Here is a 23,961-nt window from a genome sequence, read left to right on the forward strand (position 1 = left end):
GCGCCGATGGTTCTGCACTCGACAGGGTGTGGGAGAGTAGGTCACCGCCGGAACATCATTCACGAAACCCCCTGACTTCGGTCAGGGGGTTTCGTTGTTTCCGGGCACGGTAACTCGCCCCGCGGCGTCGCGAATTCGTTCGTCATTCAGAGCGCGGGTGCATTACACGTGGTATTGCCGCTGGCATAGACTCGTCCGGTGCGCCTTGTAATAGCTCGTTGCCAGGTCGATTACGTTGGCCGTCTGACCGCCCATCTGCCCATGGCTCGCCGCCTGATCATGATGAAGGCGGACGGGTCCGTGCTGGTGCACTCGGACGGCGGCTCGTACAAGCCGTTGAACTGGATGAGCCCGCCCTGCTGGGTGGAGGAGCGCGACTCCGAAGCGGGAGCGGCGCAACACCTTTGGGTAGTCACCAACAAGGCCGGCGAAGAGCTGCGCATCACCATCGAGGAAGTCGAGCACGATTCCAAGCACGAGCTCGGGGTGGACCCGGGTCTGGTCAAGGACGGGGTCGAGGCGCACCTGCAGGAGCTGCTCGCGGAGCACATCGAGACCCTCGGCGCCGGCTACACGCTTATCCGCCGCGAGTACATGACCGCCATCGGCCCGGTGGACATCCTGTGCCGGGACGCCGACGGCGCGACGGTGGCGGTGGAGATCAAGCGCCGCGGCGAGATCGACGGCGTCGAACAGCTGACCCGCTATCTCGAGCTCCTCAACCGCGATCCCCTCATCGCGCCGGTGACGGGTGTGTTCGCGGCGCAGCAGATCAAGCCGCAGGCGAAGGTGCTCGCCACCGACCGTGGAATCCGCTGTCTCACTCTCGATTACAACGCCCTACGCGGCACCGACAGCGACGAATTCCGGCTCTTCTAGGTTCGATGCCATGCCCCGCCGGAAGCCTCGTCCCAAGTCCTCCCAGGCGCGGTCCCAGCCGGAGCCGCGCCCGATCGGAGACGTCTTCGGCCGCACCGAGGACGGCCCCGGCGGCGACGAGTACATAGTTCGCACGATCCCCGGAACCCGGGCCACCAAGTACTACCGCTGCCCGGGCTGCGATCACGAGATCCCGCCCGGCGTAGCCCATCTCGTCGCCTGGCCCGCCTACGGCGGCGAGGACGACCGCCGCCACTGGCACACCGGTTGCTGGAAGGGCCGCCACACCCGCGGCATCACCCGCCGCTGGTCCTAGCCCCGAAAAGCAGGGGCTCCGGTTTCGTTCTGTGCCACAGCATCGCTCGCTACTCTCCCAGTGAAATTGAAGTACATGCATTTCACCTGGGAGTGCTGTGGGATCGAACAGAGGAATCGGATGAGCGTGCGCCGAATCAGCCTGGGGCCGAGCACCTTCGCGGTGGTCGCGGTCAGCGTTGTCATGGGTAGTCCGGTGGCGTCGGCGGATATCGCCTACGTATCGGCCTCCACGAACACCAGTGACCAGGGGCATGGCCAGATCTTCAACGATTGGCAAGCGGTTGCGGAATTGAAGCCCTGCAACACACTGCCGGTTCACTTCACGGACAGCGGCGGCGGCAGCTTCCAGTAAATACCCGCCGAGACCGCATTTCCTGACCTCGGGTCACCCCGGCGCCGGCCGACATCGCGGCGCGAGTTCTATTTTCTCTTGGAGATTTGTCATGCAAAAAAACCGAATCGCCGCGGCTGTCGCGGGATTCGCCGCTCTTGCCGCCGTCTGGGCGGGGGCTCCTGCCGCTTCCGCCGACATCGTCGACCTGGACATCCAGTATCGGACGATCGAAGGGTCCGAATTCTTGGTGGTCACCGTCAAGACGGATGACTGCAAGCCGGTGTATCTCTACGCCGACGGCGAGTACTTCGTCAACGGGCCGCTCATTCCACAGAATCCGCCCAATACGCCCTGTACGCCCGGGACGCATGAGGGCTGGTTGGTGTGGAAGCCGAAAAAGCTCGGCATCTATCAGGTTGTCGCGGAGCAGCAGGACAGCCAGTTGAATGTCACCAGCACGATGTCGACGCATTTCAATGTGATCCACATTCCGTGCGACACGCCCAAGACCGCCAGCGGCGATTGCCCGGCGACCTCCGGCAGCTTCTGAAGACATGGGGTTGGAAATGAGAACGAATCGAATCGTGTTGGCGGCGGCCGGATTCGCGGGCATCGCCGCGATCTGCGCGGGGACCCCCGTCGCGTCCGCGGATATCACCGGCGTCTCCGCCCATTACGGGGTGTTCGATCTGAGCTGGGGCGGCTCGATCGCCGTGACCACCACCGACTGTGCACTGGTGCGCATCACGGTCGATGGCAAGTATCTGCCGAGTGACCCGTTCGTCCCGGTCAGCACGCGCTTCTCCAAGGAAGCCTGTATCCCGGGGGCGACCAATTACGTAGATGTCGGGTGGCAGCCGTCGACTCCCGGCAGGCACCGCATCGAGGTGGTCCAGCGGGACGCCGACGGAAAGGTCATCAGCACGAAGTCCATCGACTACAACGTGGAGTGCCCGACCGGGATGTCCGGCGGCTGTCGAGGGAACACCGGCAGCTTCTAGTCGGGAGCGTGCCCGGGCTCACGAGCCCGGGCACGCTGATCGCGTCCCATACATAAGGAAGACCGCCCCCGAACCGGGGGCGGTCTTCGAGTTGAACGGGTGTCGCCCGGTCGGAGGACTAGCCGGAGATGTCGGCGTTCTCGCGCTCGTCCTCGACGGAGTCTTCGTCGCGGACATCGAGGGCCTTGCGGTTGCTGGACTTGCTACCCAGCGAGCGGGGCTCGGGGGAGCCGTCGAGCAGTTCGCTCTCGCGGTTGACCGCGGCGAGCATGGCCGGCACGGAGTCGAGCTGGCCGCGAATGCCGAGCAGCTGGGCCAGGACGCGGCCGCGCAGCACGCGCATCTCCTCGGCCAGTTCCTTGGCGTGCGCGATCTTGCGATCGGCGGTGTTGGTCGCCGAGGTGATGAGGCGGTTGGCCTCGTCGGTGGCGTCCTTGATGCGCTGGGCGGCCTCGGCGCGCGAGGTGGCCTCGAGCTCCTCCATGGCACGGGTGAGCTTGGTGCGGCGCTCGGCCATGGTGACCTCGAAGTCCTGCTGCGCGGCCTTGCGCTTGGCCTCGGACTCCTTGGTGAGGCGATCGGCCTCGGCGTTGGCGGCCTCGACGATCTTGTTGGCCTCGGAGCGGGCGTTGGCGAGGGTCTGCTCGAACTCGATCTCGAGGGCTTCGCGCTTCTCCTTGGTCTCCGAGAGCAGCGACTCGTACTTGCCGCGCATCTCGGTGGCCTGCTGCTCCGCGATGGAGATCATCTCGGCGGCCTCGGCCTGCGCCTGGGCGCGGACCTCGGAGGCCTCGTCGGAGGCCAGGCGGAGCATGCGGGAGATACGATCCGACATACCTTCGGCGGTGGTCGGCGGCACGGAGAGACGATCGACCTCCTTGCGCAGCTCATCGATCTCGTCGCGCGCGTCCTCCAGCTGGGCTGCCAGGTTGCGGGCCTGTGCTGCGGCGGCATCGCGATCGGTCGCGGTGACCCTCAGTTCGGCATCGAAACGGTCGAAGTAGTTACGCACCTCATCACGGTCATAGCCCTTCCGCACGACGGTAAAGGGCAGCGCAACGAAGCGATTACGATCGGGCTCAGTGGACGACATGGCACACAAACTACAGCCTGTCGACCACTGATGGTGACCCGACCGCGAATGTTGTTACAGCCTCTTTAGGCTCGCGGAAGTCGGTACTAGTGGGTAGTTTTCGCGGCAGGTTCGACGAGTTCGACCAGCACACCGCCAGCATCCTTCGGGTGGATGAAGTTGATGCGCGAACCCGCTGTGCCACCACGGGGCTCGTCGTACAGCAAACGCAAGCCCCGAGAACGCAGATGCGTGGCTACGGCCTCGACATCGGTGACGCGGTACGCGAGCTGCTGCAGGCCAGGACCGTTTCGATCGATGAACTTCGCGATGGTCGACGCGTCGTTCAGCGGCGCCAGCAACTGCAAGGCAACAGTTCCCGCCGGAGCGCCCGCATAGGACAGCATGGCCTCGTGCACGGCCTGCGCCTCGTTGATCTCGCGATGCGTCTCGACCATCCCGAGATTGTCCCGGTACCAGGCCACCGCCGTATCGAGATCGGGGACGGCGATACCGACGTGATCGATCGCGGTGATGTATTCGGTGGGGATGAATTCGGTGTTCTCGGTGTTGCTCACCCTGGCAACGGTAGCGCGCACCTGAGGAAGGTTGTCCGGGTCGGTCGGGTTACCTTTGAGTAGGGCTCCGATGGTTGGCGGAGCCACGACAATCGACGTAAGCGAGGCACATCGTGACCACCACCGTCATCGTCTCCGGCGCGCGCACCCCGGTGGGCCGGCTGCTCGGATCGCTGAAGGACTTCAGCGGCTCCGATCTCGGCGGCATCGCCATCAAGGCGGCCCTGGAGAAGGGCGGCGTCGCGCCCGAGCAGGTCGACTACGTGATCATGGGCCAGGTGCTCACCGCGGGCGCGGGGCAGATTCCGGCCCGGCAGGCCGCGGCGGCCGCCGGCATCCCGATGGACGTCCCGGCGCTGACCCTGAACAAGGTGTGCCTGTCCGGCATCAACGCGATCGCGCTCGCCGATCAGCTCATCCGCGCGGGTGAGTACGAGGTCGTGGTGGCCGGCGGCCAGGAGTCCATGTCCCGGGCCCCGCACATGCTGGAGAAGAGCCGTGAGGGCTTCAAGTACGGCGATGTGACCCTGCGCGACCACATGGCCTACGACGGCCTGCACGACGTGTTCACCGATCAGGCCATGGGCCTGCTCACCGAGCAGAAGAACGACACCGAGCCGATCAGCCGCGAAGCGCAGGACGCGTTCGCCGCCGCCTCGCACCAGAAGGCCGCCGCCGCGTGGAAGAACGGCCTGTTCGAGGACGAGGTCGCCCCCGTCTCCATCCCCCAGCGCAAGGGCGACCCGGTCGTCTTCAACGCCGACGAGGGCATTCGCGCGGACACCACCGTCGAGTCGCTCGGCAAGCTGCGCCCGGCGTTCCGCAAGGACGGCACCATCACCGCGGGGTCGGCCTCGCAGATCTCCGACGGCGCGGCCGCGGTGGTCGTGATGAGCAAGGCCAAGGCCGAAGAGCTGGGCCTGAGCTGGATCGCCGAGATCGGCGCCGCCGGCGTCGTGGCCGGTCCGGACTCCACCCTGCAGGATCAGCCCGCCAACGCCATCGCGAAGGCCTGTGCGCGCGAAGGCATCTCGCCCGCCGATCTGGATCTGGTCGAGATCAACGAGGCGTTCGCCGCGGTCGGCCTCGCCTCCACCGCGAAGCTCGGCATCGACCCCGAGAAGGTGAACGTCAACGGCGGCGCGATCGCCATCGGCCACCCCCTGGGCATGTCCGGCGCCCGGATCCTGCTGCACCTGGCCCTGGAGCTGAAGCGCCGCGGTGGCGGCGTCGGCGCGGCCGCCCTCTGCGGTGGTGGCGGTCAGGGCGACGCCCTGATCATCCGCGTGCCCTGAGCATCGGCCTGATAGTCACCGCCCCGGTTCGTAGTACGGACCGGGGCGGTGTCGTGCCCGGGGTCGGCGCGGCCGCCCACCCCGGACTCGGGGGTCCGGGGGCTGGGCCCCCGGAAACCCCTTCGCCCGGGTCCCGGGGTGGAACCCCGGGTGCCGAACGCATGTGACCAGCTCCACGACACAGCGTCGTAGTCGTCCGGCACAATGGGTGCCGTGAATATCTTCGATCTGAGCACCATTGCCAAACGGTTCCGATTCGTCGCGGTGCTCGAGGCGGTGTCCTGGGCTCTGCTGATCGTCGGCATGATCTGCAAGCGGCTCGACGAGCCGATCATGTGGCCGGTGAAGGTGTTCGGCATGTTCCACGGCGCGGTGTTCGTGGCGTTCCTGATCGTGGCGCTGCTGGCCGCGCGGGAACTGAAGTGGCCCTGGTGGGTTGCGCTGCTCGCGCTGGCGTCGAGCATTCCGCCGTTCTTCACGGTCCTGTTCGAGCTCTGGGCCGCGAAGTCCGGTCTGCTCGGCGAGCTGAGCACCGGCCGCCGGACCGAACCTGCGAGCCCCGCACCCGCGCGTTCGTGACAGACTGGATGTCGTGACTCGACCCGCACGACGACCCTCTGCCGCCGCAGCTGCCGCCATGTCCGGCGCGGTGGACCTGTCCGCACTGAAGCAGCCGGTAGCCACGGATGTTCCCGGCGACCACGCTGTCACCGAGGCCGATTTCGAGCACAAGGTGCTGCGCCGTTCGACGCACGTGCCGGTGGTGGTGGTGCTGTACTCCCAGCGCAGCCCCGGCAGCGTCGAACTGGTGAAGCTGCTCGAGCGGTTGTACGCCGACAACGGCGGCGAATGGGATCTGGCGACCATCGAGGCCGAGGCCAACATGCGCATCGCGCAGGCCTTCGGCGTGCAGGGCATTCCGACCGTGGTGGCCGTGGCCGCCGGGCAGCCGCTGGCCGACTTCACCGGCAACCAGCCCGAACCGCAGGTGCGCCAGTGGCTCGCGGCCGTGGTGGACGCGGTGCGCGGCAAGCTCGAGGGCGGCGTCCCCGAGGGTGAGGCCGAGGCCGAGGCGCCCGAGGACCCGCGCTTCGTCGCGGCCGAAGAGGCTTTGGAGCGTGGCGATTTCGACACCGCCGTCGCCGCGTACAAGGCGATCCTGAACGCCGAGCCGAACAACGCCGAGGCCAAGGCCGCGCTGCGCCAGGTGCAGTTCATCGCCCGGGTGCAGGAGGTCGATCCCGAGGCGCTCGCCAAGGCCGACGCCGATCCGAGCGATCTGGACGCCGCGCTGGCCGCCGCCGATCTGGAGATGTTCAACCAGCAGACCGAGGCCGCGTTCGATCGCCTGATCGCGCTGGTCAAGCGGACCGCGGGCGACGATCGCACCCGGGTGCGCACGCACCTGCTCGAGCTGTTCGACCTGTTCGATCCGGCCGAGCCGATCGTGACGGCCGCGCGTCGCAAGCTGGCCGCCGCGCTGTACTGATACCGGCGGCTTCCGCTGCGCCGCACGGTTTTACGAGCAGAAGAACCGGGCCCCCTCCGCGACATCGCGGAGGGGGCCCGGTCCTTGTCGAACCCGCCGGAAACTAGGCGTCGGGGGTGGTGTCCGGGGTGCCCGGCGTCGCCGGGGCCTTGGAGCTGCCCGCGATGAGCTTCTGCACCAGCTCGGAGAGCGCGGTCGCCGAGGAGCCGGTGCCGTTGGGGTCCGGCTCGCCGGGCGCGATCTCGGTCACCGGCTGCAGGGTCACCTGCGCGGCGGCGGTACCGGCCGCGCCACCGATGATTCCGGCGGCCGCGACGCCGATGATCGCGACAGTGCTCAGCTTCTTCATCAAGATTCGTTCCTATCCCAAGAGATTCGATGGTCGCCCCGACGGGAGCCAGTTCACCACCCGGGAAAGGGCTTGGGCAGCCCACACATTCGGTGGCACGGCTATTCGGGTGCCGGCGCCGATCGCGGTTTCGGGCGCACCGCGGCGGCGGGCGCGTCCACCGGCACGAACCACACCCCGCTGCTGGGCGGCAGGGTGAGCACCGCCGACGCCGGGCGTCCGTGCCACGGTTCGGCGGTCGCGGTGACCGCGCCGAGATTGCCGATTCCGTTGCCGCCGTAAGCGATAGCGTCGGTGTTGAGCACCTCCCGCCACACCCCCGCGCCGGGCAGGCCCACGCGGTACCCGCGGTGCTCTGTCCCGGAGAAGTTGTAGACGCAGGCCAGGATGGAGCCGTCGGTGCCGTAGCGCAGGAACGACACCACGTTGTTCTCGCGATCGTCCGCGTCGATCCACGAGTAGCCGCCGGGCGAGGTGTCCTGGCTCCACAGCGCGGTGGTGGCGCGATAGCGGGCGTTCAGGTCGCGCACCAGCAGGGCGATGCCGCGGTGCAGCGGGTTGTCCAGTTCGTGCCAGTCCAGGCCGCGATCGTGGTCCCATTCCCGGAACTGGCCGAATTCCTGTCCCATGAACAGCAGTTGCTTGCCCGGATGCGCCCACATGTAGGCCAGCAGCGCCCGCACGCCGCTGGCGCGGGCGAAGTCGTCGCCGGGCATCCGGGTCCACAGCGTGCCCTTGCCGTGCACGACCTCGTCGTGACTGATGGGCAGCACGTAGTGCTCGCTCCACGCGTAGGTGAGGGAGAAGGTGAGTTCGTTGTGATGCCAGGCGCGGTGCACGGGATCGTGGCCGAGATAGCCCAGGGTGTCGTGCATCCAGCCCATGTTCCACTTCATGGTGAACCCGAGTCCGCCGACCTCGGTGGGCCGGGTGACGCCGGGCCAGGTGGTGGATTCCTCGGCGATGGTGACCACGCCCGGATGGTGCTTGTGCACGGTCGCGTTCATCTCCTGCAGGAACGCCACCGCCTCCAGATTCTCCCGGCCCCCATGGACATTGGGCTCCCAGTCCGGGCGCGAGTAGTCCAGGTAGAGCATGGAGGCGACCGCGTCCACGCGCAGGCCGTCGATGTGGAACTCCTCGATCCAGTACCGGGCGTTGGCGACCAGGAAGTTGCGCACCTCGCGCCGGCCGAAGTCGAAAACGTAGGTGCCCCAGTCGAGTTGCTCACCGCGCCGGGGGTCCGGGTGCTCGTACAGGGCGGTGCCGTCGAAGCGGGCCAGCGCCCAGTCGTCGCGCGGGAAATGCGCGGGTACCCAGTCCAGCAGCACGCCGATGCCGCGCCGGTGCAGATGATCGATGAACCAGCGGAAGTCGTCCGGTGAGCCGAAGCGCGCGGTGGGGGCGTAGTAGGAGGTGACCTGGTAGCCCCAGGAGCCGCCGAACGGGTGCTCGGCCACCGGCAGCAGCTCGACGTGTGTGAAGCCCTGTTCCACAACGTATTTCGCGAGCTGCTCGGCGAGTTCGCGATAGCGGAGCCCGGGGCGCCACGACCCGAGGTGCACCTCGTACACGCTCATCGGCGCCCGGGTGGGATCGGTGCGCTCGCGGGCGCGGATCCAGTCCGCGTCGTCCCACCCGAAGCCGCCGTCCGCGACGATCGAGGCGGTGGCGGGCGGGGTTTCGGTGGCGAAGGCCATGGGGTCGGCGTGATCGGCGGTGTGCCCGTTCGCGCCGTGCACCCGGTACTTGTACTTGTCGCCGGGTTCGATGCCGGGCAGGAACACCTCCCACACCCCGGATCCGCCGAGCCGGCGCATGGGTGCGGTGTGCCCGCTCCACCCGTCGAAGTCGCCGATGACCGCGACCCCGCGCGCGTTGGGCGCCCACACCGCGAAGGAGGTGCCGGTGACCTCGCCGTCCAGGGTGGTGTAGCGCCGCGGATGCGCGCCGAGCACCTCCCAGAGTCGTTCGTGGCGGCCCTCGTTGAACAGGTGCAGATCCAATTCGCCCAGGGTGGGCAGGAATCGGTAGCCGTCGGCGTCGACGACGGTGCGCCCGCCGGCGTAGACGGCCACGACGCGGTAGTCCCACAGGTGTTCGAAGGGCAGCACGGCTTCGAAGACGCCGTGCCCGATGTGCTCGAGCGGCAGGTCCCGGTCGCCGACGCGCGCGTGCACGGTGGCCGCGTGCGGTCGCAGCACGCGCACCGTGGTGCCCCCGGCGTGCGGGTGCGCACCGAGCACGGTGTGCGGATCGGGATGCGTTCCCGCGGCCAGCAGCAGCAGATCGCGCCGGTTCATCCGAAGGATCTGCGATGGGCGAGTTCGGTGCGGGCGGCGGCGGGCACCGGGGGCAGCACCAGGATGTGCGCGACCGCGCGGGCGGGGTCCAGGCGCACGTAATTGCTCTGGCCCCAGTGGTATTGCTCGCCGGTGATCTCGTCGACGACGACCGGGCGGTCGTGCCATTCCCGGCCGATGGCGGGCAGATCCAGTGCGACGACGCCCTGTTCGGCGCCGAAGGGATTGAGGTTCACCACGACGAGCACGGCGTCGCCGGTGGTGGGATCGAACTTGGAGAAGGCCAGCAGCGCGTCGGAATCGGTGTGGTGGAAGTGGATGCACCGCAGCTGCTGCAGCGCCGGATGGGCGCGGCGGATCTCGTTGAGCCGGGTCAGCAACGGCGACAGCGATTCTCCGCGCGCGTCCGCCGCGGTGAAGTGCCGCGGGCGCAGTTCGTACTTCTCCGAGTTCAGGTATTCCTCGCTGCCCGGCTGCACCGCCTGGTGCTCGAACAGTTCGAAGCCCGAGTACACGCCCCAGGTGGGCCCGAGGGTGGCGGCCAGCACCGCGCGGATGGCGAACATGCCCGGGCCGCCGTGCTGCAGGCTCTCGTGCAGGATGTCCGGGGTGTTCACGAACAGGTTCGGCCGGGCCTCATCGGCTTTGGCGGCCAGTTCGCGGCCGAACTCGGCGAGTTCGTGCTTGTGCGTGCGCCAGGTGAAGTAGGTGTACGACTGGGTGAATCCGCGCCGGGCCAGGCCGTAGAGCCGCGCCGGGCGGGTGAACGCCTCGGACAGGAAGATGATCTCCGGGTGCCTGCGGTGCACCTGGGCGATCAGCCATTCCCAGAAGTCGGCGGGTTTGGTGTGCGGGTTGTCGACGCGGAAGATGGTGACGCCCAGGCCGATCCAGTGCCGCACCACCCGCAGCACCTCGGCGTAGAGCCCGTCCGGATCGTTGTCGAAATTGACCGGGTAGATGTCCTGGTACTTCTTGGGTGGGTTCTCCGCGAACGCGATGGTGCCGTCCGGCAGCGTGGTGAACCATTCCGGATGCGCCCGCACCCACGGGTGGTCCGGTGCGCACTGCAGGGCCAGATCGAGCGCGACCTCCATGCCCAGTTCGCGTGCGGCCCCGACGAATTCGACGAAGTCCGCCTCGGTGCCGAGGGCCGGGTGGATGGCGTCGTGGCCGCCCTCGGCGGAGCCGATGGCCCACGGCGAGCCGACGTCCCCGGGCTCGGCGGTCAGGGAGTTGTTGCGGCCCTTGCGATTGATCGTGCCGATCGGATGCACCGGTGGCAGGTAGACCACGTCGAAGCCCATGCCCGCGATGCGCGGCAGGTCCCGGGCGGCGGTGGCGAAGGTGCCGTGCACCGGTGTGCCCGCGGCGTCCCAGCCGCCGGTGGAGCGGGGGAAGAACTCGTACCAGGCTCCGAACAGCGCGCGCCGGCGTTCCACCAGCACGCTGAATCGCGGTCCCTGCGTGACCAATTCGCGCAGCGGCGTCTCGCGCAGGATCTCCGCGACCTCGGAGCCGAACGCCGCGGCCACCCGCGCGGGCAGCTGGGCGTCCCCGCGCAGCGCGGTCGCGGCGGCGTGCAGTATCTCCCACTGCCGTTTGGGCACGGCCTGGGCGGCGCGGTCGAGCAGGCGGGCGCCGATCTCGAGGTCGTTGGCCAGGTCCGCCGCGCTCTGACCCACCGAGAGTTTGGCTTCGACGCCGGCTCGCCACGTGGTCAGCGGGTCGGTCCAGCCCTCGACGCGATAGGTCCAGAGCCCGGGTTTGCCGGGTGTGAACACGCCGTTGAACACGTCGGGCTGGTACTCGGGCGTCATGCGAATGCGCTGGGTGCGCGAGGAACCGGGCGCGCGCACCGCGAGGGTGGCCGCGACCGCGTCGTGGCCCTCGGCCCACACCACCGCGCGCACCGGGAAGACCTCGCCGACGACGGCTTTACTGGGCCTGCCCCCGGGAATCGCGGGGGCGGTGTCATCGATGGCGATGCGGCCGGTCACCCGTTAGAACTTACCGGTTGCGGACTCCGGTCTACTGCTGGCCGGGCTTGAGCAGCAGGAACAGCCCGTGGGCCTCGGCGCAGAGGCGGTCGCCGTCGTGCATCGTCGCGCGGACGAAGACCTTGCGGCCCTCCACCCGCTCGACCCAGCCGTGCACGGCCAGTTCGGTGTTCAGCGGGGTGATGGCGCGGTAGTCCACGTGCAGGAACGCGGTGCGGGTGACCGCGCGGGTGTGCACCGCGGCGGTCATACCGAGCAGGTCGTCGAACCCGAGCCCGATGTGCCCGCCGTGCGCGGCGTTGTTGCCGCCCAGGTGGAAGGTGCGGAAGGTGATGCGCGCGTGCACCCCGTCCTTGGACGCCGAATCCACCAGGAACGGAGGCAGCGTGATGTTGCCGCGGGAGGGCAGGTCGGTGCGATGCCAGGTCGGGGCGGACCATTCGTCGGTCACGACCGCGTCGAGCTTGTCGTTGAGCTCCTTCAGGGTGGCGATGGCGTCCAGCGCGATCTCGTCGGTCGGATTGGCCAGACGCACCTTGTCCATCAGCGTGCGCACCTGGTCGACGAACTCGCCGTAGTGCGGCCCGCCGACGGTGAAGTCGCGCCCGAGGTCCGCGATCGGGCGGAAGCCACCTTCGTGATGTTCCGCGGTGGGCACGGCGTCAACCGCCTCGACCTGCTGTTCGCTCATGAGAACACGTTATCGGTTGCCCGGAGGATGCTCCCGTCGGGGCTCCGCGCCGAGCTCGTTCACGGCCCGTCTCGTACCGGACCGGGGAGCGCGGCGGAGCAGCGGGGGAGCGAAGAACGAGACTTCGGGGCCCGTGAACTCGCCCGGAGCGCGGCGGAGGGCAGAATGGGCACCGTGAAGGCACTGCGTCGATTTACGGTTCGCGCCCACCTGCCCGATCGGCTGTCCGCGCTGACCGAGCTGGCTACGAACCTGCGCTGGTCCTGGGACGCGCAGACCCAGGATGTGTTCGCACAGCTGGATCAGGGGCTGTGGGTCGAGGTCGGGCGCGACCCGGTGCGGATGCTGGGGGAGGTGCCCGCCGCCCGGCTCGACGAGCTCGCCGGGGACGAGGCGTACACCCGCCGGGTCGACGCCGCCGCCGCGGACCTGCGCGACTACCTGGCGCGCCCGCGCTGGTTCCAGCGGCAGGAGAGCGGGCCGCGCGGGATCGCCTACTTCTCGATGGAGTTCGGCGTGACCGAGGTGCTGCCGAACTATTCGGGCGGGCTCGGCATTTTGGCGGGCGACCATCTCAAGGCCGCATCCGATCTGGGCCTGCCGCTCATCGGCGTCGGATTGCTCTACCGCTCCGGCTATTTCCGGCAGTCGCTGACCGCCGACGGCTGGCAGGCCGAGCACTACCCGGCGCTCGATCCGCAGGGGCTGCCGCTGCGGTTGCTCACCGAGGGCGGCGCGCCGGTGCTGATCCACGTCGCCATGCCCGAGGGCCGGGTGCTGCGCGCCCGGGTGTGGATCGCCCAGGTGGGCCGGATTCCCCTGCTGCTGCTGGACTCCGACATCGCGGAGAACGATCCGGAGCTGCGCGCGGTCACCGACCGGCTGTACGGCGGCGATCAGGACCACCGCATCAAACAGGAGATCCTCGCCGGTATCGGCGGCGTGCGCGCGGTGCGGGCGTTCACCCGCGCCAACGGCCTGCCCGATCCCGACGTGTTCCATATGAACGAGGGCCACGCCGGTTTCCTCGGCATCGAGCGCATTCGCGAATTCATGACCGCGGGAATGGATTTCGACGCCGCGCTGACCGCCGTGCGGGCGGGCACCGTCTTCACCACCCACACCCCGGTCCCGGCCGGCATCGACAGGTTCGCGGGCGCGCTGGTGCGCCGCTACTTCGGCGGCGCGCACGGCGACCGCGAATCCCCGGTGCTGCCGGGCGTTTCGGTGGATCGCATCCTGGCCATGGGCCGCGAGGCCGATCCCTCGGTGTTCAACATGGCGCATCTCGGCCTGCGCCTGGCCCAGCGCGCCAACGGCGTCTCCCGCCTGCACGGCGAGGTCAGCCGGGACATGTTCGCGCCGCTGTGGCCGGGATTCGACGCCACCGAGGTGCCGATCGGCTCCATCACCAACGGCGTGCACGCCCCCACCTGGGCCGCGCGCGAGTGGATCGACAAGGCTCGCGAGCTCATCGGTGACGAGCTGGTCGAGGAGGCGCGCGGCTGGGAGCGGCTGTGCGATGTGGATCTGCGCGAACTGTGGTCCACCCGAAACGATCTGCGCGGACTGCTGGTCGACGAGGTGCGCCGCCGGGTGCGCGCCTCCTGGCTCGAGCGCGGCGCCGCCCCGGCCGAATTGGGCTGGGTGGATCAGGTTTTCGACCCGAAGGTGCTGACCGTCGGCTTCGCGCGCCGTGTGCCCACCTACAAACGCCTGACCCTCATGCTGCGCGATCCCGAGCGGCTGCGGGCGATGCTGCTCGATCCCGAGCGCCCGGTGCAGCTGGTGGTGGCGGGCAAATCCCATCCCGCCGATGACGGCGGCAAGGCCCTCATCCAGCAGGTCGTCCGGTTCGCCGACGATCCGGAGATCCGCCATCGCATCGTGTTCCTGCCCAACTACGACATGTCCATGGCCAGGTACCTGTACTGGGGTTGCGATGTGTGGCTGAACAATCCGCTGCGCCCGCTCGAGGCCTGCGGCACCTCCGGAATGAAGTCCGCGCTCAACGGCGGTCTCAATCTCTCCATCCGCGACGGCTGGTGGGACGAGATGTACGACGGGGAGAACGGCTGGGCCATCCCGACCGCCGACGGCGTGCGCGACGACGAGCGCCGCGACGATCTCGAGGCGTCGGCGCTGTACGAACTGCTCGAACGCGCGGTGCTGCCGCGCTTCTACGACCGCGATCACGACGACCTGCCGGTGCGCTGGATGGAGATGGTCCGGCACACCCTGCGGACGCTGGGCCCGAAGGTGCTGGCCTCGCGCATGGTTCGTGACTACGCGGTCGAGCTGTACGCCCCGGCCGCGGCGGCGTTCGCGGCCGTCGCCCAGGACGATTTCCGGGGCGCCCGCGAGCTGGCGGAGTACCGCCGCCGGATCGAATCCGCCTGGCCCGCCGTCAAGGTCGTGCAGGTCGACGCCTCCGGGCTGCCCGACATCCCGGTGATCGGCGCGACGCTGGCCCTGCGCGCGCGGATCGATCTCGCGGGGCTGAGTCCCGCCGACGTCAGCGTGCAGGCCGTGCTGGGCCGGGTCGACACCGCCGACGATCTCTCCGACGTGCACGGCGTGCCCATGACGCACACCGGGACCGATTCCGGCGCGGAGCTTTTCGAGGTGAAGACCGAGGTGCCGATCTCGGGCGCGGTCGGGTACACGATCCGGATTCTGCCCGCCCACCCGCTGCTGGCCGGGCCGGCCGAGCTGGGCCTGGTCGCCACCCCGAGCCCCTAACCCGGCTGCGCCAGGGTGCGTTTGAGGATCTTCCCGGTGGCGTTGCGCGGCAACGCTTCCAGGAAGGTCACATCGCGCGGTACCGAGAACCGGCTCACCCGGTGCCGGATGTAGGTGCGAACCATGTCCGAGTCCAGCCCGGCGCCGGGCCGTTTGACCACGAAAGCCGCCAGCCGCTGGCCGAATTCGCGATCGGGCACCCCCACCACGGCGACCTCGCTCACCTGCGGCAGATGCGAGAGCGCCTCCTCCACCGCACGCGGGAAGACGTTCTCCCCGCCGGAGATGATCATCTCGTCGTCCCGGCCCGCCACGAAGAGCTTGCCGTCCGCGTCCAGATATCCGATGTCGCCGGTGTCGAGCATGCCGTCGGACTCGTCCGGCGGGGTGGCGTCGGTGTAGCCGTCGAAGAGCATGTGGTTGCCGATGAAGATGCGCCCCACGGCCCCCACCGGCAGCCGCCGCCGATCCGGGCCCAGCACACCGATTCTGGTGCCGAGCGGCGGTCGCCCGGCGGTGGTGGGGGAGACCCGCAGATCGGCGGGATCGGCGATGCTCGCCCAGCTCACCTCGGTGGAGCCGTACACGTTGTAGAGGATGTCGCCGAAGGTCTCCAGGAACTCCACCACCGTGGCCCCGGACAGCGGCGCGCCGCAGCTGGCCACCACCTTCAGGCTCGACACGTCGTAGCGCTCGCGCACGTGCGCGGGCAGGTCGAGGATGCGATTCACCATGACCGGCACCACGATCAGCGCGGTGATCCGTTGTTCCTGGATGCGGCGCAGGCAGTCCTCGGCGTCGAAGCGGTCGTTGAGCACGATGGTGGCGCGAATCGCGGTGGCTATCTGCAGCGCCGCCAGCCCCCAGGTGTGGAACAGCGGTGACGGGATGAACATCGTCTCGTCGGTGCCGAACGGAATCCGCGACAGCAGCGCGGCCACCGTGCCGAAACCCTTGGGGTGCGGGCGGCGTGCGCCCTTGGGGGTGCCGCTGGTGCCGGAGGTGAGCACGATGAGCCGCCCGGCGCGGGGCGGCTTGCCGGTGACGCGCTGCCGGGCGGCGACGAGGTCGTCGATGGTCGTGCGGCCCGCGTCCGGCCGCCGGTCGTCGGGGGTGAAGCGCGGCAGGTCCGCGGGTACGTACCGCACCAGATGCTCGAATTCGCTGTCCACGAACAGCGCCGCGAGCTTGTGCCGGTGCACGATCTCCTCGATCTGGCGGGCGGGCAGTCCGGTGTTGAGCAGCACGCAGTCGGTGCCGGCCTTGCCCGCGGCCACCATCACCTCGACCATGCCGGTGTGGTTGCGGCACAGCAGGCCCACGCCGGTGCCGCCGAGTCCGAGCGCCGCCAGCGAACCGGCCAGCGCGTCGGTGCGCCCGTGCAACCGATCGAAGCTGCTGGTGGACCTGTCGTCGATCACCGCGGTCCGGGCCGGGGAGTGCGCGGCCGCCGCGGCGTAGCCGCCCGCCAGGCTGAACCCCCATCTGGCCAGGCCGCCGAGCTGTTTGAGCCCGACCCCGGGGTGATAGGTGCGGACCACGCCCGAGGCCACCATGCGTTTGGCGACGCCGGCCCGGCGGCGCAGCGGGGAGTCCTCGCCGTTGTTCAGGTAGGCGGTGGGTGCGCCGGTGATGAGCTCGGCGGCGCGGGTCAGCCCGGCCAGGGTCCAGCCGATCACCGCCGAGTTGGGCACCTGTCGCAGCGGCGGATGTGCCTGTGCGGCTTTGAAATAGGTGACGACGACCCTGGTGCGGCCGCGGTCCTCGCGCAGCCGGATCGTGGCGAAGCTGCCGGAGTCCGCGTGGTGGATCTCCAGCCCCTCCTCGTCGCGGCCGAGCCGGAGCTGGACCTGCAGGGTGCGAATCTCACTGTCGGCGTTGCCGATCCGCAGATTCAGGGTGGGGTGTTCGGCGGCGGCGTCGACCTGCTCGCACGCGCCGATGCCGCGGAACAGGCGCGGGTAGGACTGCGGCTCGACGAGCACGCTCCACAACGCGGTGCGCGGGACCGCGAATTCGGCGACCGCGTCGATGACATCTGTGACCACAGGCGTGCAATTCTCGTCGGCCGGTTCGAGTCTCGGGTCGGCGGATAATGTATGTGTAACGTCCCAGACAGTTACCCGCAAGCGTTTGGAAATACCGGTGGGTAATGAGTTTAATTGCCCACTGATTGCGCAGGTGATGCTGTGATTTCTTGGTTGAGGCAGGTGCGATTGCTCACGATTCGCCGGGCCGAGTGAAGTTCCGGCGAACCAGACAAGTACGGTGCCCAGGGCACCTGCTGTACCTGCCGGCGCCGCTCCCGTTCCCCGTTACCCGCCGACTGGAGACACCACACTCATGAGCACCGGCGTCCTCACGCGCACCAAGGGGCGCGTCGACGAGTACTTCGGCGTCACCGCGCACGGTTCCACCATCCGGCGTGAGCTGATGGCCGGAACGATCACCTTCCTCGCGATGTCCTACGTGCTCGCGGTAAACCCGGCCATCCTGGGCGACGAAGGTCCGCTGGGCGACAAGGGCATGCCCATGCAGGCGGTGTTCACCGCCACCGCGGTCGCCGCGGTCGTCGGCACGCTGGTGATGGGGATCTGGGCCAAGTACCCGGTGGCGCTCGCGCCCGGTATGGGCCTGAACGCCTTCTTCGCCTACACCGTCGTGCTCACCATGGGCATCCCGTGGCAGGAAGCCCTCTCGGGCACGTTGCTCTCGGGCGTCATCTTCTTCATCCTGGCCATCACCAAGGTGCGCGAGAAGATCATCGACGCGATACCGCTGCAGATGAAGCTCGCGGTCGGCGCGGGCATCGGCATGTTCGTGGCCTTCCTGGGCCTCAAGAACGCCGGCATCGTGGTCGCCAGCGAGGCGACCTTCGTGCACCTGGGCGACTTCCACAAGGGCACCACGCTGCTCGCGCTGTTCGGCCTGCTGGTGACGGTGATCTTCCTGGTGCTGGGCTGGCACGGCGCGGTGCTGTACGGGATCCTGTCGACCACCGTGGTCGGCGTCGTCAGCGGCCTGGTGGAACTGCCGGGTTCGGTCGCGGCGCTGCCGCACGGACTCGATCAGACCTTCGGCCAGGCGATCATTCATCTGCCCGACGCCTTCACCGGGCAGATGATCATCGTGGTGCTGACCATGCTCTTCGTCGACTTCTTCGACGCCTCGGGCACCCTGATCGGCGTGGCCAATCAGGCCGGGCTGCTGACCAAGGACGGCAAGCTCGAGCGCGCCGGGCAGGCGCTGGCCGCCGACTCGGTCGGCACGACCGCGGGCGCGATCATCGGCACCTCGACCACCACCGCGTACGTCGAGTCCACCGCGGGGGTGAGCGCGGGCGGCCGCACCGGCCTGACCGCGGTCTCCACCGCCGGCTGGTTCCTGGCGGCGATGTTCTTCTTCCCGCTGTTCGCCGTCGTCGCGGGCGTGCCCGCGGTGACCGCGCCCGCGCTGATCGTGGTGGGCGTGCTGATGTCCCGCGCGCTCGGCGATATCGACTGGAGCCGTTTGGAATACGCGGTTCCGGCGTTCATCACCGTGATCATGATGCCGCTGACCTACTCCATCGCGAACGGCATCGCGATGGGCCTGCTGTTCTACCCGGTGGTCATGATCGCCAAACGCCGTGCGCGCGAGGTGCATCCGGTCATGTGGGTGCTCGCGCTGGTCTTCCTGTCGTACTTCTGGTTCCTCGCCGAGTAACGCGGGTCACAACTTCTCTGTCGTGAGGCCCGGAATACCGTGCGGCACGGCCCGGTTGGTTGGAACTGTCGGCAGCGATGCGGACCGCAGTCCGGTTCTCTGGATCGGAGCGGTGCGCGGCGTTGCTTCCACAGCACCGGACCGACGAGGAATGAGAGAGCCATGACCACCACCGAAAAGGCCACCGCCACTCCCGAATCCGGCACCGTCGCCGCGAACGCCACCGCCTCCGATGTCGGCCTGCTGGTCCTGCGGGCCGGTTTCGGCGGGCTGCTGGCCGTGCACGGCGCGCAGAAGCTCTTCGGCTGGTTCAACGGGTACGGCCTGACCGCGACCCAGGAATCGTTCGACGCCATGGGCTACAACCCCGGCGCGCTCTTCGGCACGCTCGCCGGTGTGACCGAACTCGTCGGCGGCCTGCTCCTGCTGCTCGGCCTGGCGACCCCGCTGGCCGCGGCGATCGCGCTGGGCACCATGGTCAACGCGCTGCACGCCACCTGGGGTGACGGGCTGGCGGTCTACGAGATGGCGCTGCTGTTCACGATCGCGATCACCACGCTGGCCTTCACCGGTCCGGGCCGGTACTCCCTCGACGCCGGCCGCCCGTGGCAGCGGCAGGGGCTGGTGTGGGGCCTGGGCGCGGTGGTCCTGGCGCTCGCGGCCGGGGTCGGCACGCTGATCCTCAAGTGGGCGTTGTAATTCGAAGTTTCGGGTCCCCGCGCCGCGTGCAGGGCTTGGCGCGGGGACTACGGACACAGCCGATGTGGGAATTGGGGGTCCACCGGCGCATCGAGAGCCAATTTACTTTCGAACGGAAGTATGGACCAACCTTGTGAGCGGTCTCACACGGGAGTCTTGCTCGGCGCGCCGCTTTTCGTGAGACGCTCCAAGGCTTTTCGTACGACCGCGGGATCCGATGTCTCCCAATAGGGCGGCAACGACGCCCGCAGATATCCGCCGTAGCGGGCGGTCGCGAGTCGCGAATCGAGAATAGCGATGACACCGCGATCGTCCACGCTGCGCAGGAGCCTGCCGGTGCCCTGCGCCAGCAGCAGCGCCGCGTGATTGGCCGCGACCGAGAGAAATCCGTTGCCGCCCCGCGATTCCACCGCGCGCTGACGCGCCACCAGCAGCGGGTCATCCGGGCGGGGGAACGGAATGCGGTCCAGGATAACCAGACTCAGCGACGGCCCCGGGACATCGACGCCCTGCCACAGCGACAGGGTGCCGAACAGCGAGGTTTCCGGGTCGTCGGCGAACTTGCGCACCAGAGCCCCGGTGGCATCGTCGCCCTGGCACAGGATCGGGGTGTCCAGCCGTTCGCGCAGGGCCTCGGTGGCGGCCTTCGCCGCGCGCATGGACGAGAACAGGCCCAGGGTGCGGCCGTTGGCGGCCACGATGAGCTGCTCGATCTCCTCCAGGTAGGACGGCGGCAGGCCGTCCCGCCCGGGCGCGGGCAAATGCTTTGCCACGTACAGGATTCCGGACTTGGCGTGGTCGAAGGGCGACCCGACGTCGCAGGAATTCCAGCGCAGCTTGTCCGCGTCCGAGGGTGCTTCGATGCCGCTGGCGAGCGCCGGATCCACCTTGCTCGCGTTCTCCGGCGGCAGCCCCCAGGTGACCGCGAGATTGTCGAACGAGCCGCCGACCTGCAACGTCGCCGAAGTCAGCACGACCGTGGACGCGCCGAACAGCCGGCTGCGCAGCAGCCCGCCCACCGACAGCGGCGCCATGTGCAGGGTGCGCCGGGCGACCCCGCGCACGTCGTCGGCCGCGAGCCAGATGACGTCGCGATGGGCCGCCGGATCGGCCTCCTCGAAGGTGGTGAGCACGCGCACCGCGGCGTCGTGCACCTCCTCCACGGCCGAGAGCGCCTGATTGCGGGCCGCGGCCGACTCCGGATCGGCCTGCGGATTCGCCGAACCCGACGGCGCGAGCGCGGTGCGCGCGTTCCAGGCGGCGTCGCGGATCAGCGCCAGCACCGGGGCCGCGCCGTCGGGCATCCGGTCCCAGCGGCCGGGCGCGAGATCATCGAGCAGGGCGTGCCAGGCTTCCGCCGCGCCCTCGAGCCGATCGACCTCCTGCTCGTCGATGAGCTTGGTGCAGCGCTTGGCCGCGGTGCTGATGCCGCCGGTGGAGAGTTCGGCGGTGGCCACGCCGGTGACCCTGTCCACCAGTTCGTGCGCCTCGTCCACCACGACCACGTCGTGTTCGGGCAGCACCTGGATTCCGCTGATGGCGTCGATAGCCAGCAGCGCGTGATTGGTGACCACCACGTCGGCGGCCCCGGATTCCGCGCGCGCCTTCTCCGCGAAGCAGTCCTGCCCGAACGCGCAGCGCGACTTGCCCAGGCACTCCCGCGAACTCACGCTCACCTGCCGCCAGGCGCGGTCGCTGACGCCGGGCGCGAGTTCGTCGCGATCGCCGGTCTCGGTGTCGGACACCCATTCGTTGAGGCGCTGCACCTCGCGCCCGAGCCGGGAGATGGCGAAGGCGTCGAACAGTTCCGCCTCGGCGGGTTCGTCCGGAATCGCGCTATTGATCTTGTTCAGGCACAGATAGTTGTTGCGGCCCTTGAGAATCGCGAACTGCGCCACCCGCCCGAGCGGTTCGGCCAGCGCCGCGGTCAAGCGCGGCAAATCCCGGTCGACGAGCTGGCGCTGCAGCGCGATGGTCGCCGTCGACACCACCACGGTGCGCCCGGTGCGCACCGCGTGCCGCAGGCTCGGCACCAGATACGCCAGCGACTTACCGGTGCCGGTCCCGGCCTGCACGGCCAGGTGCTCCCCGGTGTCGATGGAATGCGCGACCGCGGCCGCCATCGTCTGCTGACCCTTGCGTTCCTTACCGCCGAGTGCCTGCACCGCGGTGGACAGGAGCTTGGGAACGGGAGGGAGTTCGGGCACGGCGGCCAGCCTAACGGCCGGTGCCGACAAGGTCCCGCGCGAGATGCAGCGAACGCACCGCGCGCAGGTGGTCAGCGCTCCAGGGCGCCGGCCAGCTCCACGCCCGCGGCGCGCAGGGCGTCCAGGGCGGTGGGCACGGTGGCGGGCGTGACCGCGGCGGTCAGGCCCAGCAGCACGCGGGTGCCGAAGCCCGCGGCGCGGGCATCGAGGGCCGTGGCGCGCACGCAGTGGTCGGTGGCGATGCCGCAGATGTCGACGGTGTCGATGTCGCGGGCGCGCAGCCAGTCCGCCAGGGTGGTGGAGCCGCCGGAGGCGGTGCCCTCGAAACCCGAATACGCCGCCGTATAAGCTCCTTTGGAGAAGATCTCGGCGACGGGCGCGGTATCGAGGCTCGGATGGAAGTCCGCCCCGGGGGTGCCGACCCGGCAGTGCGGGGGCCAGCTGTCCACGTAGTCGGGGTGCTCGGAGAAGTGCGCGCCCGGATCGATGTGGAAGTCGCGGGTGGCGACGATCGCGGCGTAGTCCGACACGCCCAGGTACTCGGTGATCCGCTCGGCCACCGCGGCGCCGCCGGTGACGGCGAGCGAGCCGCCCTCGCAGAAGTCGTTCTGTACGTCGACGACGATCAGGGCTCGGCTCATGGGTCGACCTCCGGGGATCGCGGATGAACTGCGGCGGTTCCGCCCGCGTAGAGCATTGTGCCGCCCGGGCGCGTCACCCGTCCATCCGCCCGGGCGGCGGTGCCGCGCACCCGGACGGGACGAACGCCGAGAACCGGGAGAACACCGTGAATCGCATGGTCATGCTGGTGCTGTTCCTCATCGTCATGGGGATCCTCATCGAGATCGCCGGCAACGACACCGTCGCCCTGTACGGCCGCGGGCTGATCCTGGGCGTGCTGGCCGTCGCGGGCGTGGCGTGGCTGCGCCGCCGGATCAGCTCAGGAAGGTCGTCGGGATAGCCGGATCGCCCGCGGAGAGTTTGAGCCCCTCCCACGGCAGGCTGACCAGGCCGCGCGCGACCAGGTCGCGGCTCTCGGCCAGCGTCGGCTGCCCGGGCACGACCGCGCCGGCGCGCACCAGCGGCGTCTGCAACTCGCGCACCTCGTACCCGTTGGCCGCGGGCAGCTGCGCGGTCTCGGGGTAGACGATCTCCTCGATCAGGGTTCCGGTGCGCCGCACCAGTCGCACCGCCTTCTTGCCGCCGCCACGAGATTCCTTGTGCGAGCTGCGTTTCGCGACCGGGACCCCCTCGACCTCGACCAGCTTGTAGACCATCCCCGCGGTGGGCGCGCCCGAGCCGGTCACCAGCGCGGTGCCCACCCCGTACACGTCGACCGGTTCGGCCCGCAGCGCGGCGATGGCGTATTCGTCGAGATCGCCGGACACCACGATGCGGGTGCGGGTGGCGCCGAGCCCGTCGAGCTGCTCGCGCACCTGCCGCGCCAGCACGCCCAGATCACCGGAATCGATACGCACGCCGCCCAATTCGGGACCGGCGACCTCGACGGCGGTGGCGACGCCCTGCGCGATGTCGAAGGTGTCGACCAGCAGCGTGGTGCCGACCCCGAGCGCCTCGATCTGGCTGCGGAAGGCCGCGGCCTCGTGCTGCCCGTCGGCGGCGCTGTGCAGCAGGGTGAAAGCGTGCGCGCTGGTGCCCGCGCCCGGCACCCCGAAGCTGCGCACCGCCTCCAGGTTCGAGGTGGCGTCGAGCCCGGCCAGGTACGCGGCGCGGGCGGCCGCGGGCGCGGCGAGCTCGTGCGTTCGGCGCGAACCCATTTCGATCATCCGCCGGCCGCCGGCGGCGCTCACCATGCGCGCCGCGGCCGAGGCGATGGCGCTGTCGTGGTTGTAGATCGACAGCGCCAGCGTTTCCAGCAGTACGCATTCGGCGAAGGTGCCGCGCACGGTGAGCACCGGCGAACCCGGAAAGTACAGCTCGCCTTCGCGATACCCGTCGATGTCGCCGGTGAACCGGTAGTCGCGCAGCCACGCCACCGTCGGTTCGTCCAGGAACTTCGCCACCACCGCCAATTCCGGTTCGCCGAACCGGAATTCGCTCAGGGCCGCCAGCAGCCGGCCGGTTCCCGCGACGACGCCGTAGCGCCGCCCGTGCGGCAACCGGCGCGCGAACAGCTCGAAGGTGCACCGCCGCTGCGCGGATCCGTCCCGCAGGGCCGCGGCGAGCATGGTCAGCTCGTACTGGTCGGTCAGCAACGCCGTGCTGTTGACTCCGTCAGCGATCATGGTCTCCATACTGCCCTGAATCGCCGCCCGCAGGACTTTGCCGAATTCTCGAT

Annotated in this window: 22 protein-coding genes; 12 read left to right on the forward strand and 10 right to left on the reverse strand. The window is 69.2% G+C overall.

Translation table 11 applies throughout. The features are described 5' to 3' along the window. Positions 1–198 precede the first annotated feature (198 nt). The 5 genes from nucS to ACWDOP_RS23240 all read left to right on the forward strand — a co-directional run bounded on the left by nucS (position 199) and on the right by ACWDOP_RS23240 (position 2,532). A complete protein-coding gene (nucS, locus tag ACWDOP_RS23220; protein WP_454205499.1) occupies positions 199–879 on the forward strand; it encodes an endonuclease NucS in 681 nt (226 codons plus the stop codon). 10 nt (positions 880–889) lie between these two features. Next, positions 890–1,195 carry an ATP/GTP-binding protein gene (locus tag ACWDOP_RS23225; RefSeq protein WP_454205498.1) on the forward strand — a complete coding sequence of 102 codons (306 nt, stop codon included), beginning with the start codon at positions 890–892 and terminating at the stop codon, positions 1,193–1,195. Between the two features lie 120 nt (positions 1,196–1,315). Then, positions 1,316–1,549: a hypothetical protein gene (locus ACWDOP_RS23230; protein WP_456346741.1), complete on the forward strand. Its 234-nt coding sequence runs from the start codon at positions 1,316–1,318 to the stop codon at positions 1,547–1,549. Between the two features lie 91 nt (positions 1,550–1,640). Further along, positions 1,641–2,081 carry a hypothetical protein gene (locus tag ACWDOP_RS23235; RefSeq protein ID WP_456346742.1) on the forward strand — a complete coding sequence of 147 codons (441 nt, stop codon included), beginning with the start codon at positions 1,641–1,643 and terminating at the stop codon, positions 2,079–2,081. Positions 2,082–2,097: 16 nt separating this feature from the next. Then, positions 2,098–2,532, forward strand: a complete 435-nt coding sequence (locus ACWDOP_RS23240; protein WP_456346743.1) for a hypothetical protein — start codon at positions 2,098–2,100, stop codon at positions 2,530–2,532. Positions 2,533–2,650: 118 nt separating this feature from the next. Here ACWDOP_RS23240 and ACWDOP_RS23245 read toward each other — a convergent pair whose 3' ends face one another. Next, on the reverse strand, positions 2,651–3,625 hold the full coding sequence (locus ACWDOP_RS23245; RefSeq protein ID WP_454205493.1) for a hypothetical protein: 975 nt from the start codon (positions 3,623–3,625) through the stop codon (positions 2,651–2,653). An 86-nt stretch (positions 3,626–3,711) separates the two neighbouring features. After that, entirely contained in the window at positions 3,712–4,182 is a 471-nt protein-coding gene (mce, locus tag ACWDOP_RS23250; RefSeq protein ID WP_454205492.1) for a methylmalonyl-CoA epimerase, read from the reverse strand. 113 nt (positions 4,183–4,295) lie between these two features. Between mce and ACWDOP_RS23255 the strand changes: the two genes are divergently transcribed. The 3 genes from ACWDOP_RS23255 to ACWDOP_RS23265 all read left to right on the forward strand — a co-directional run bounded on the left by ACWDOP_RS23255 (position 4,296) and on the right by ACWDOP_RS23265 (position 6,966). After that, positions 4,296–5,477, forward strand: coding sequence for an acetyl-CoA C-acetyltransferase (locus ACWDOP_RS23255; RefSeq protein WP_456346744.1), 1,182 nt, complete (start codon positions 4,296–4,298; stop codon positions 5,475–5,477). Positions 5,478–5,681: 204 nt separating this feature from the next. Next, positions 5,682–6,056: a DUF3817 domain-containing protein gene (locus ACWDOP_RS23260; RefSeq protein ID WP_454205490.1), complete on the forward strand. Its 375-nt coding sequence runs from the start codon at positions 5,682–5,684 to the stop codon at positions 6,054–6,056. A 58-nt stretch (positions 6,057–6,114) separates the two neighbouring features. After that, positions 6,115–6,966 carry a tetratricopeptide repeat protein gene (locus tag ACWDOP_RS23265; RefSeq protein ID WP_456346834.1) on the forward strand — a complete coding sequence of 284 codons (852 nt, stop codon included), beginning with the start codon at positions 6,115–6,117 and terminating at the stop codon, positions 6,964–6,966. Between the two features lie 103 nt (positions 6,967–7,069). On the opposite strand, the gene ACWDOP_RS23270 is transcribed toward ACWDOP_RS23265, so the two are convergent. The 4 genes from ACWDOP_RS23270 to ACWDOP_RS23285 form a co-directional block, all read right to left on the reverse strand. Beyond that, entirely contained in the window at positions 7,070–7,315 is a 246-nt protein-coding gene (locus ACWDOP_RS23270) for a hypothetical protein (protein WP_456346745.1), read from the reverse strand. 101 nt (positions 7,316–7,416) lie between these two features. Beyond that, a complete protein-coding gene (glgB, locus tag ACWDOP_RS23275; protein WP_456346746.1) occupies positions 7,417–9,618 on the reverse strand; it encodes a 1,4-alpha-glucan branching protein GlgB in 2,202 nt (733 codons plus the stop codon). After that, positions 9,615–11,618, reverse strand: coding sequence for an alpha-1,4-glucan--maltose-1-phosphate maltosyltransferase (locus tag ACWDOP_RS23280; protein ID WP_456346747.1), 2,004 nt, complete (start codon positions 11,616–11,618; stop codon positions 9,615–9,617). The genes glgB and ACWDOP_RS23280 overlap by 4 nt, the downstream gene beginning before the upstream one ends. Positions 11,619–11,649: 31 nt before the next feature. After that, positions 11,650–12,309: a PaaI family thioesterase gene (locus tag ACWDOP_RS23285; protein WP_456346748.1), complete on the reverse strand. Its 660-nt coding sequence runs from the start codon at positions 12,307–12,309 to the stop codon at positions 11,650–11,652. A 174-nt stretch (positions 12,310–12,483) separates the two neighbouring features. On the opposite strand from ACWDOP_RS23285, the gene glgP reads away from it, so the two are divergent. After that, on the forward strand, positions 12,484–15,051 hold the full coding sequence (gene glgP / locus ACWDOP_RS23290) for an alpha-glucan family phosphorylase (protein WP_456346749.1): 2,568 nt from the start codon (positions 12,484–12,486) through the stop codon (positions 15,049–15,051). On the opposite strand, the gene ACWDOP_RS23295 is transcribed toward glgP, so the two are convergent. Beyond that, entirely contained in the window at positions 15,048–17,099 is a 2,052-nt protein-coding gene (locus tag ACWDOP_RS23295; RefSeq protein WP_456346750.1) for an AMP-binding protein, read from the reverse strand. The two genes, glgP and ACWDOP_RS23295, sit on opposite strands and share 4 nt — an antisense overlap. A 295-nt stretch (positions 17,100–17,394) precedes the next feature. On the opposite strand from ACWDOP_RS23295, the gene ACWDOP_RS23300 reads away from it, so the two are divergent. Both ACWDOP_RS23300 and ACWDOP_RS23305 read left to right on the forward strand, forming a co-directional pair. After that, the gene (locus ACWDOP_RS23300; RefSeq protein ID WP_454205483.1) at positions 17,395–18,756 is read left to right on the forward strand and encodes an NCS2 family permease; all 1,362 of its coding nucleotides are present in this window, start codon (positions 17,395–17,397) and stop codon (positions 18,754–18,756) included. 162 nt (positions 18,757–18,918) lie between these two features. After that, a complete protein-coding gene (locus ACWDOP_RS23305) occupies positions 18,919–19,455 on the forward strand; it encodes a DoxX family protein (RefSeq protein ID WP_456346751.1) in 537 nt (178 codons plus the stop codon). A 143-nt stretch (positions 19,456–19,598) separates the two neighbouring features. On the opposite strand, the gene ACWDOP_RS23310 is transcribed toward ACWDOP_RS23305, so the two are convergent. Continuing rightward, a complete protein-coding gene (locus tag ACWDOP_RS23310) occupies positions 19,599–21,662 on the reverse strand; it encodes an ATP-dependent DNA helicase (RefSeq protein WP_456346752.1) in 2,064 nt (687 codons plus the stop codon). Between the two features lie 71 nt (positions 21,663–21,733). After that, positions 21,734–22,303: a nicotinamidase gene (locus ACWDOP_RS23315; RefSeq protein ID WP_456346753.1), complete on the reverse strand. Its 570-nt coding sequence runs from the start codon at positions 22,301–22,303 to the stop codon at positions 21,734–21,736. Between the two features lie 146 nt (positions 22,304–22,449). On the opposite strand from ACWDOP_RS23315, the gene ACWDOP_RS23320 reads away from it, so the two are divergent. Further along, complete coding sequence (locus ACWDOP_RS23320) at positions 22,450–22,623, forward strand: hypothetical protein (protein ID WP_456346754.1); 174 nt, start codon at positions 22,450–22,452, stop codon at positions 22,621–22,623. On the opposite strand, the gene ACWDOP_RS23325 is transcribed toward ACWDOP_RS23320, so the two are convergent. Next, positions 22,598–23,908: a nicotinate phosphoribosyltransferase gene (locus ACWDOP_RS23325; RefSeq protein WP_456346755.1), complete on the reverse strand. Its 1,311-nt coding sequence runs from the start codon at positions 23,906–23,908 to the stop codon at positions 22,598–22,600. The two genes, ACWDOP_RS23320 and ACWDOP_RS23325, sit on opposite strands and share 26 nt — an antisense overlap. Positions 23,909–23,961 lie beyond the last annotated feature (53 nt).

Source organism: Nocardia sp. NPDC003693 (assembly GCF_053981095.1).

Coding starts and splice junctions, on each gene's coding strand:
- ACWDOP_RS23225 (WP_454205498.1), top strand. CDS start 890: ATGCCCCGCCGGAAGCCTCGTCCCAAGTCCTCCCAGGCGCGGTCCCAG.
- ACWDOP_RS23230 (WP_456346741.1), top strand. CDS start 1,316: ATGAGCGTGCGCCGAATCAGCCTGGGGCCGAGCACCTTCGCGGTGGTC.
- ACWDOP_RS23235 (WP_456346742.1), top strand. CDS start 1,641: ATGCAAAAAAACCGAATCGCCGCGGCTGTCGCGGGATTCGCCGCTCTT.
- ACWDOP_RS23240 (WP_456346743.1), top strand. CDS start 2,098: ATGAGAACGAATCGAATCGTGTTGGCGGCGGCCGGATTCGCGGGCATC.
- ACWDOP_RS23245 (WP_454205493.1), bottom strand. CDS start 3,625: ATGTCGTCCACTGAGCCCGATCGTAATCGCTTCGTTGCGCTGCCCTTT.
- ACWDOP_RS23260 (WP_454205490.1), top strand. CDS start 5,682: ATGGGTGCCGTGAATATCTTCGATCTGAGCACCATTGCCAAACGGTTC.
- ACWDOP_RS23265 (WP_456346834.1), top strand. CDS start 6,115: ATGTCCGGCGCGGTGGACCTGTCCGCACTGAAGCAGCCGGTAGCCACG.
- ACWDOP_RS23270 (WP_456346745.1), bottom strand. CDS start 7,315: ATGAAGAAGCTGAGCACTGTCGCGATCATCGGCGTCGCGGCCGCCGGA.
- glgB (WP_456346746.1), bottom strand. CDS start 9,618: ATGAACCGGCGCGATCTGCTGCTGCTGGCCGCGGGAACGCATCCCGAT.
- ACWDOP_RS23285 (WP_456346748.1), bottom strand. CDS start 12,309: ATGAGCGAACAGCAGGTCGAGGCGGTTGACGCCGTGCCCACCGCGGAA.
- ACWDOP_RS23300 (WP_454205483.1), top strand. CDS start 17,395: ATGAGCACCGGCGTCCTCACGCGCACCAAGGGGCGCGTCGACGAGTAC.
- ACWDOP_RS23305 (WP_456346751.1), top strand. CDS start 18,919: ATGACCACCACCGAAAAGGCCACCGCCACTCCCGAATCCGGCACCGTC.
- ACWDOP_RS23315 (WP_456346753.1), bottom strand. CDS start 22,303: ATGAGCCGAGCCCTGATCGTCGTCGACGTACAGAACGACTTCTGCGAG.
- ACWDOP_RS23325 (WP_456346755.1), bottom strand. CDS start 23,908: ATGATCGCTGACGGAGTCAACAGCACGGCGTTGCTGACCGACCAGTAC.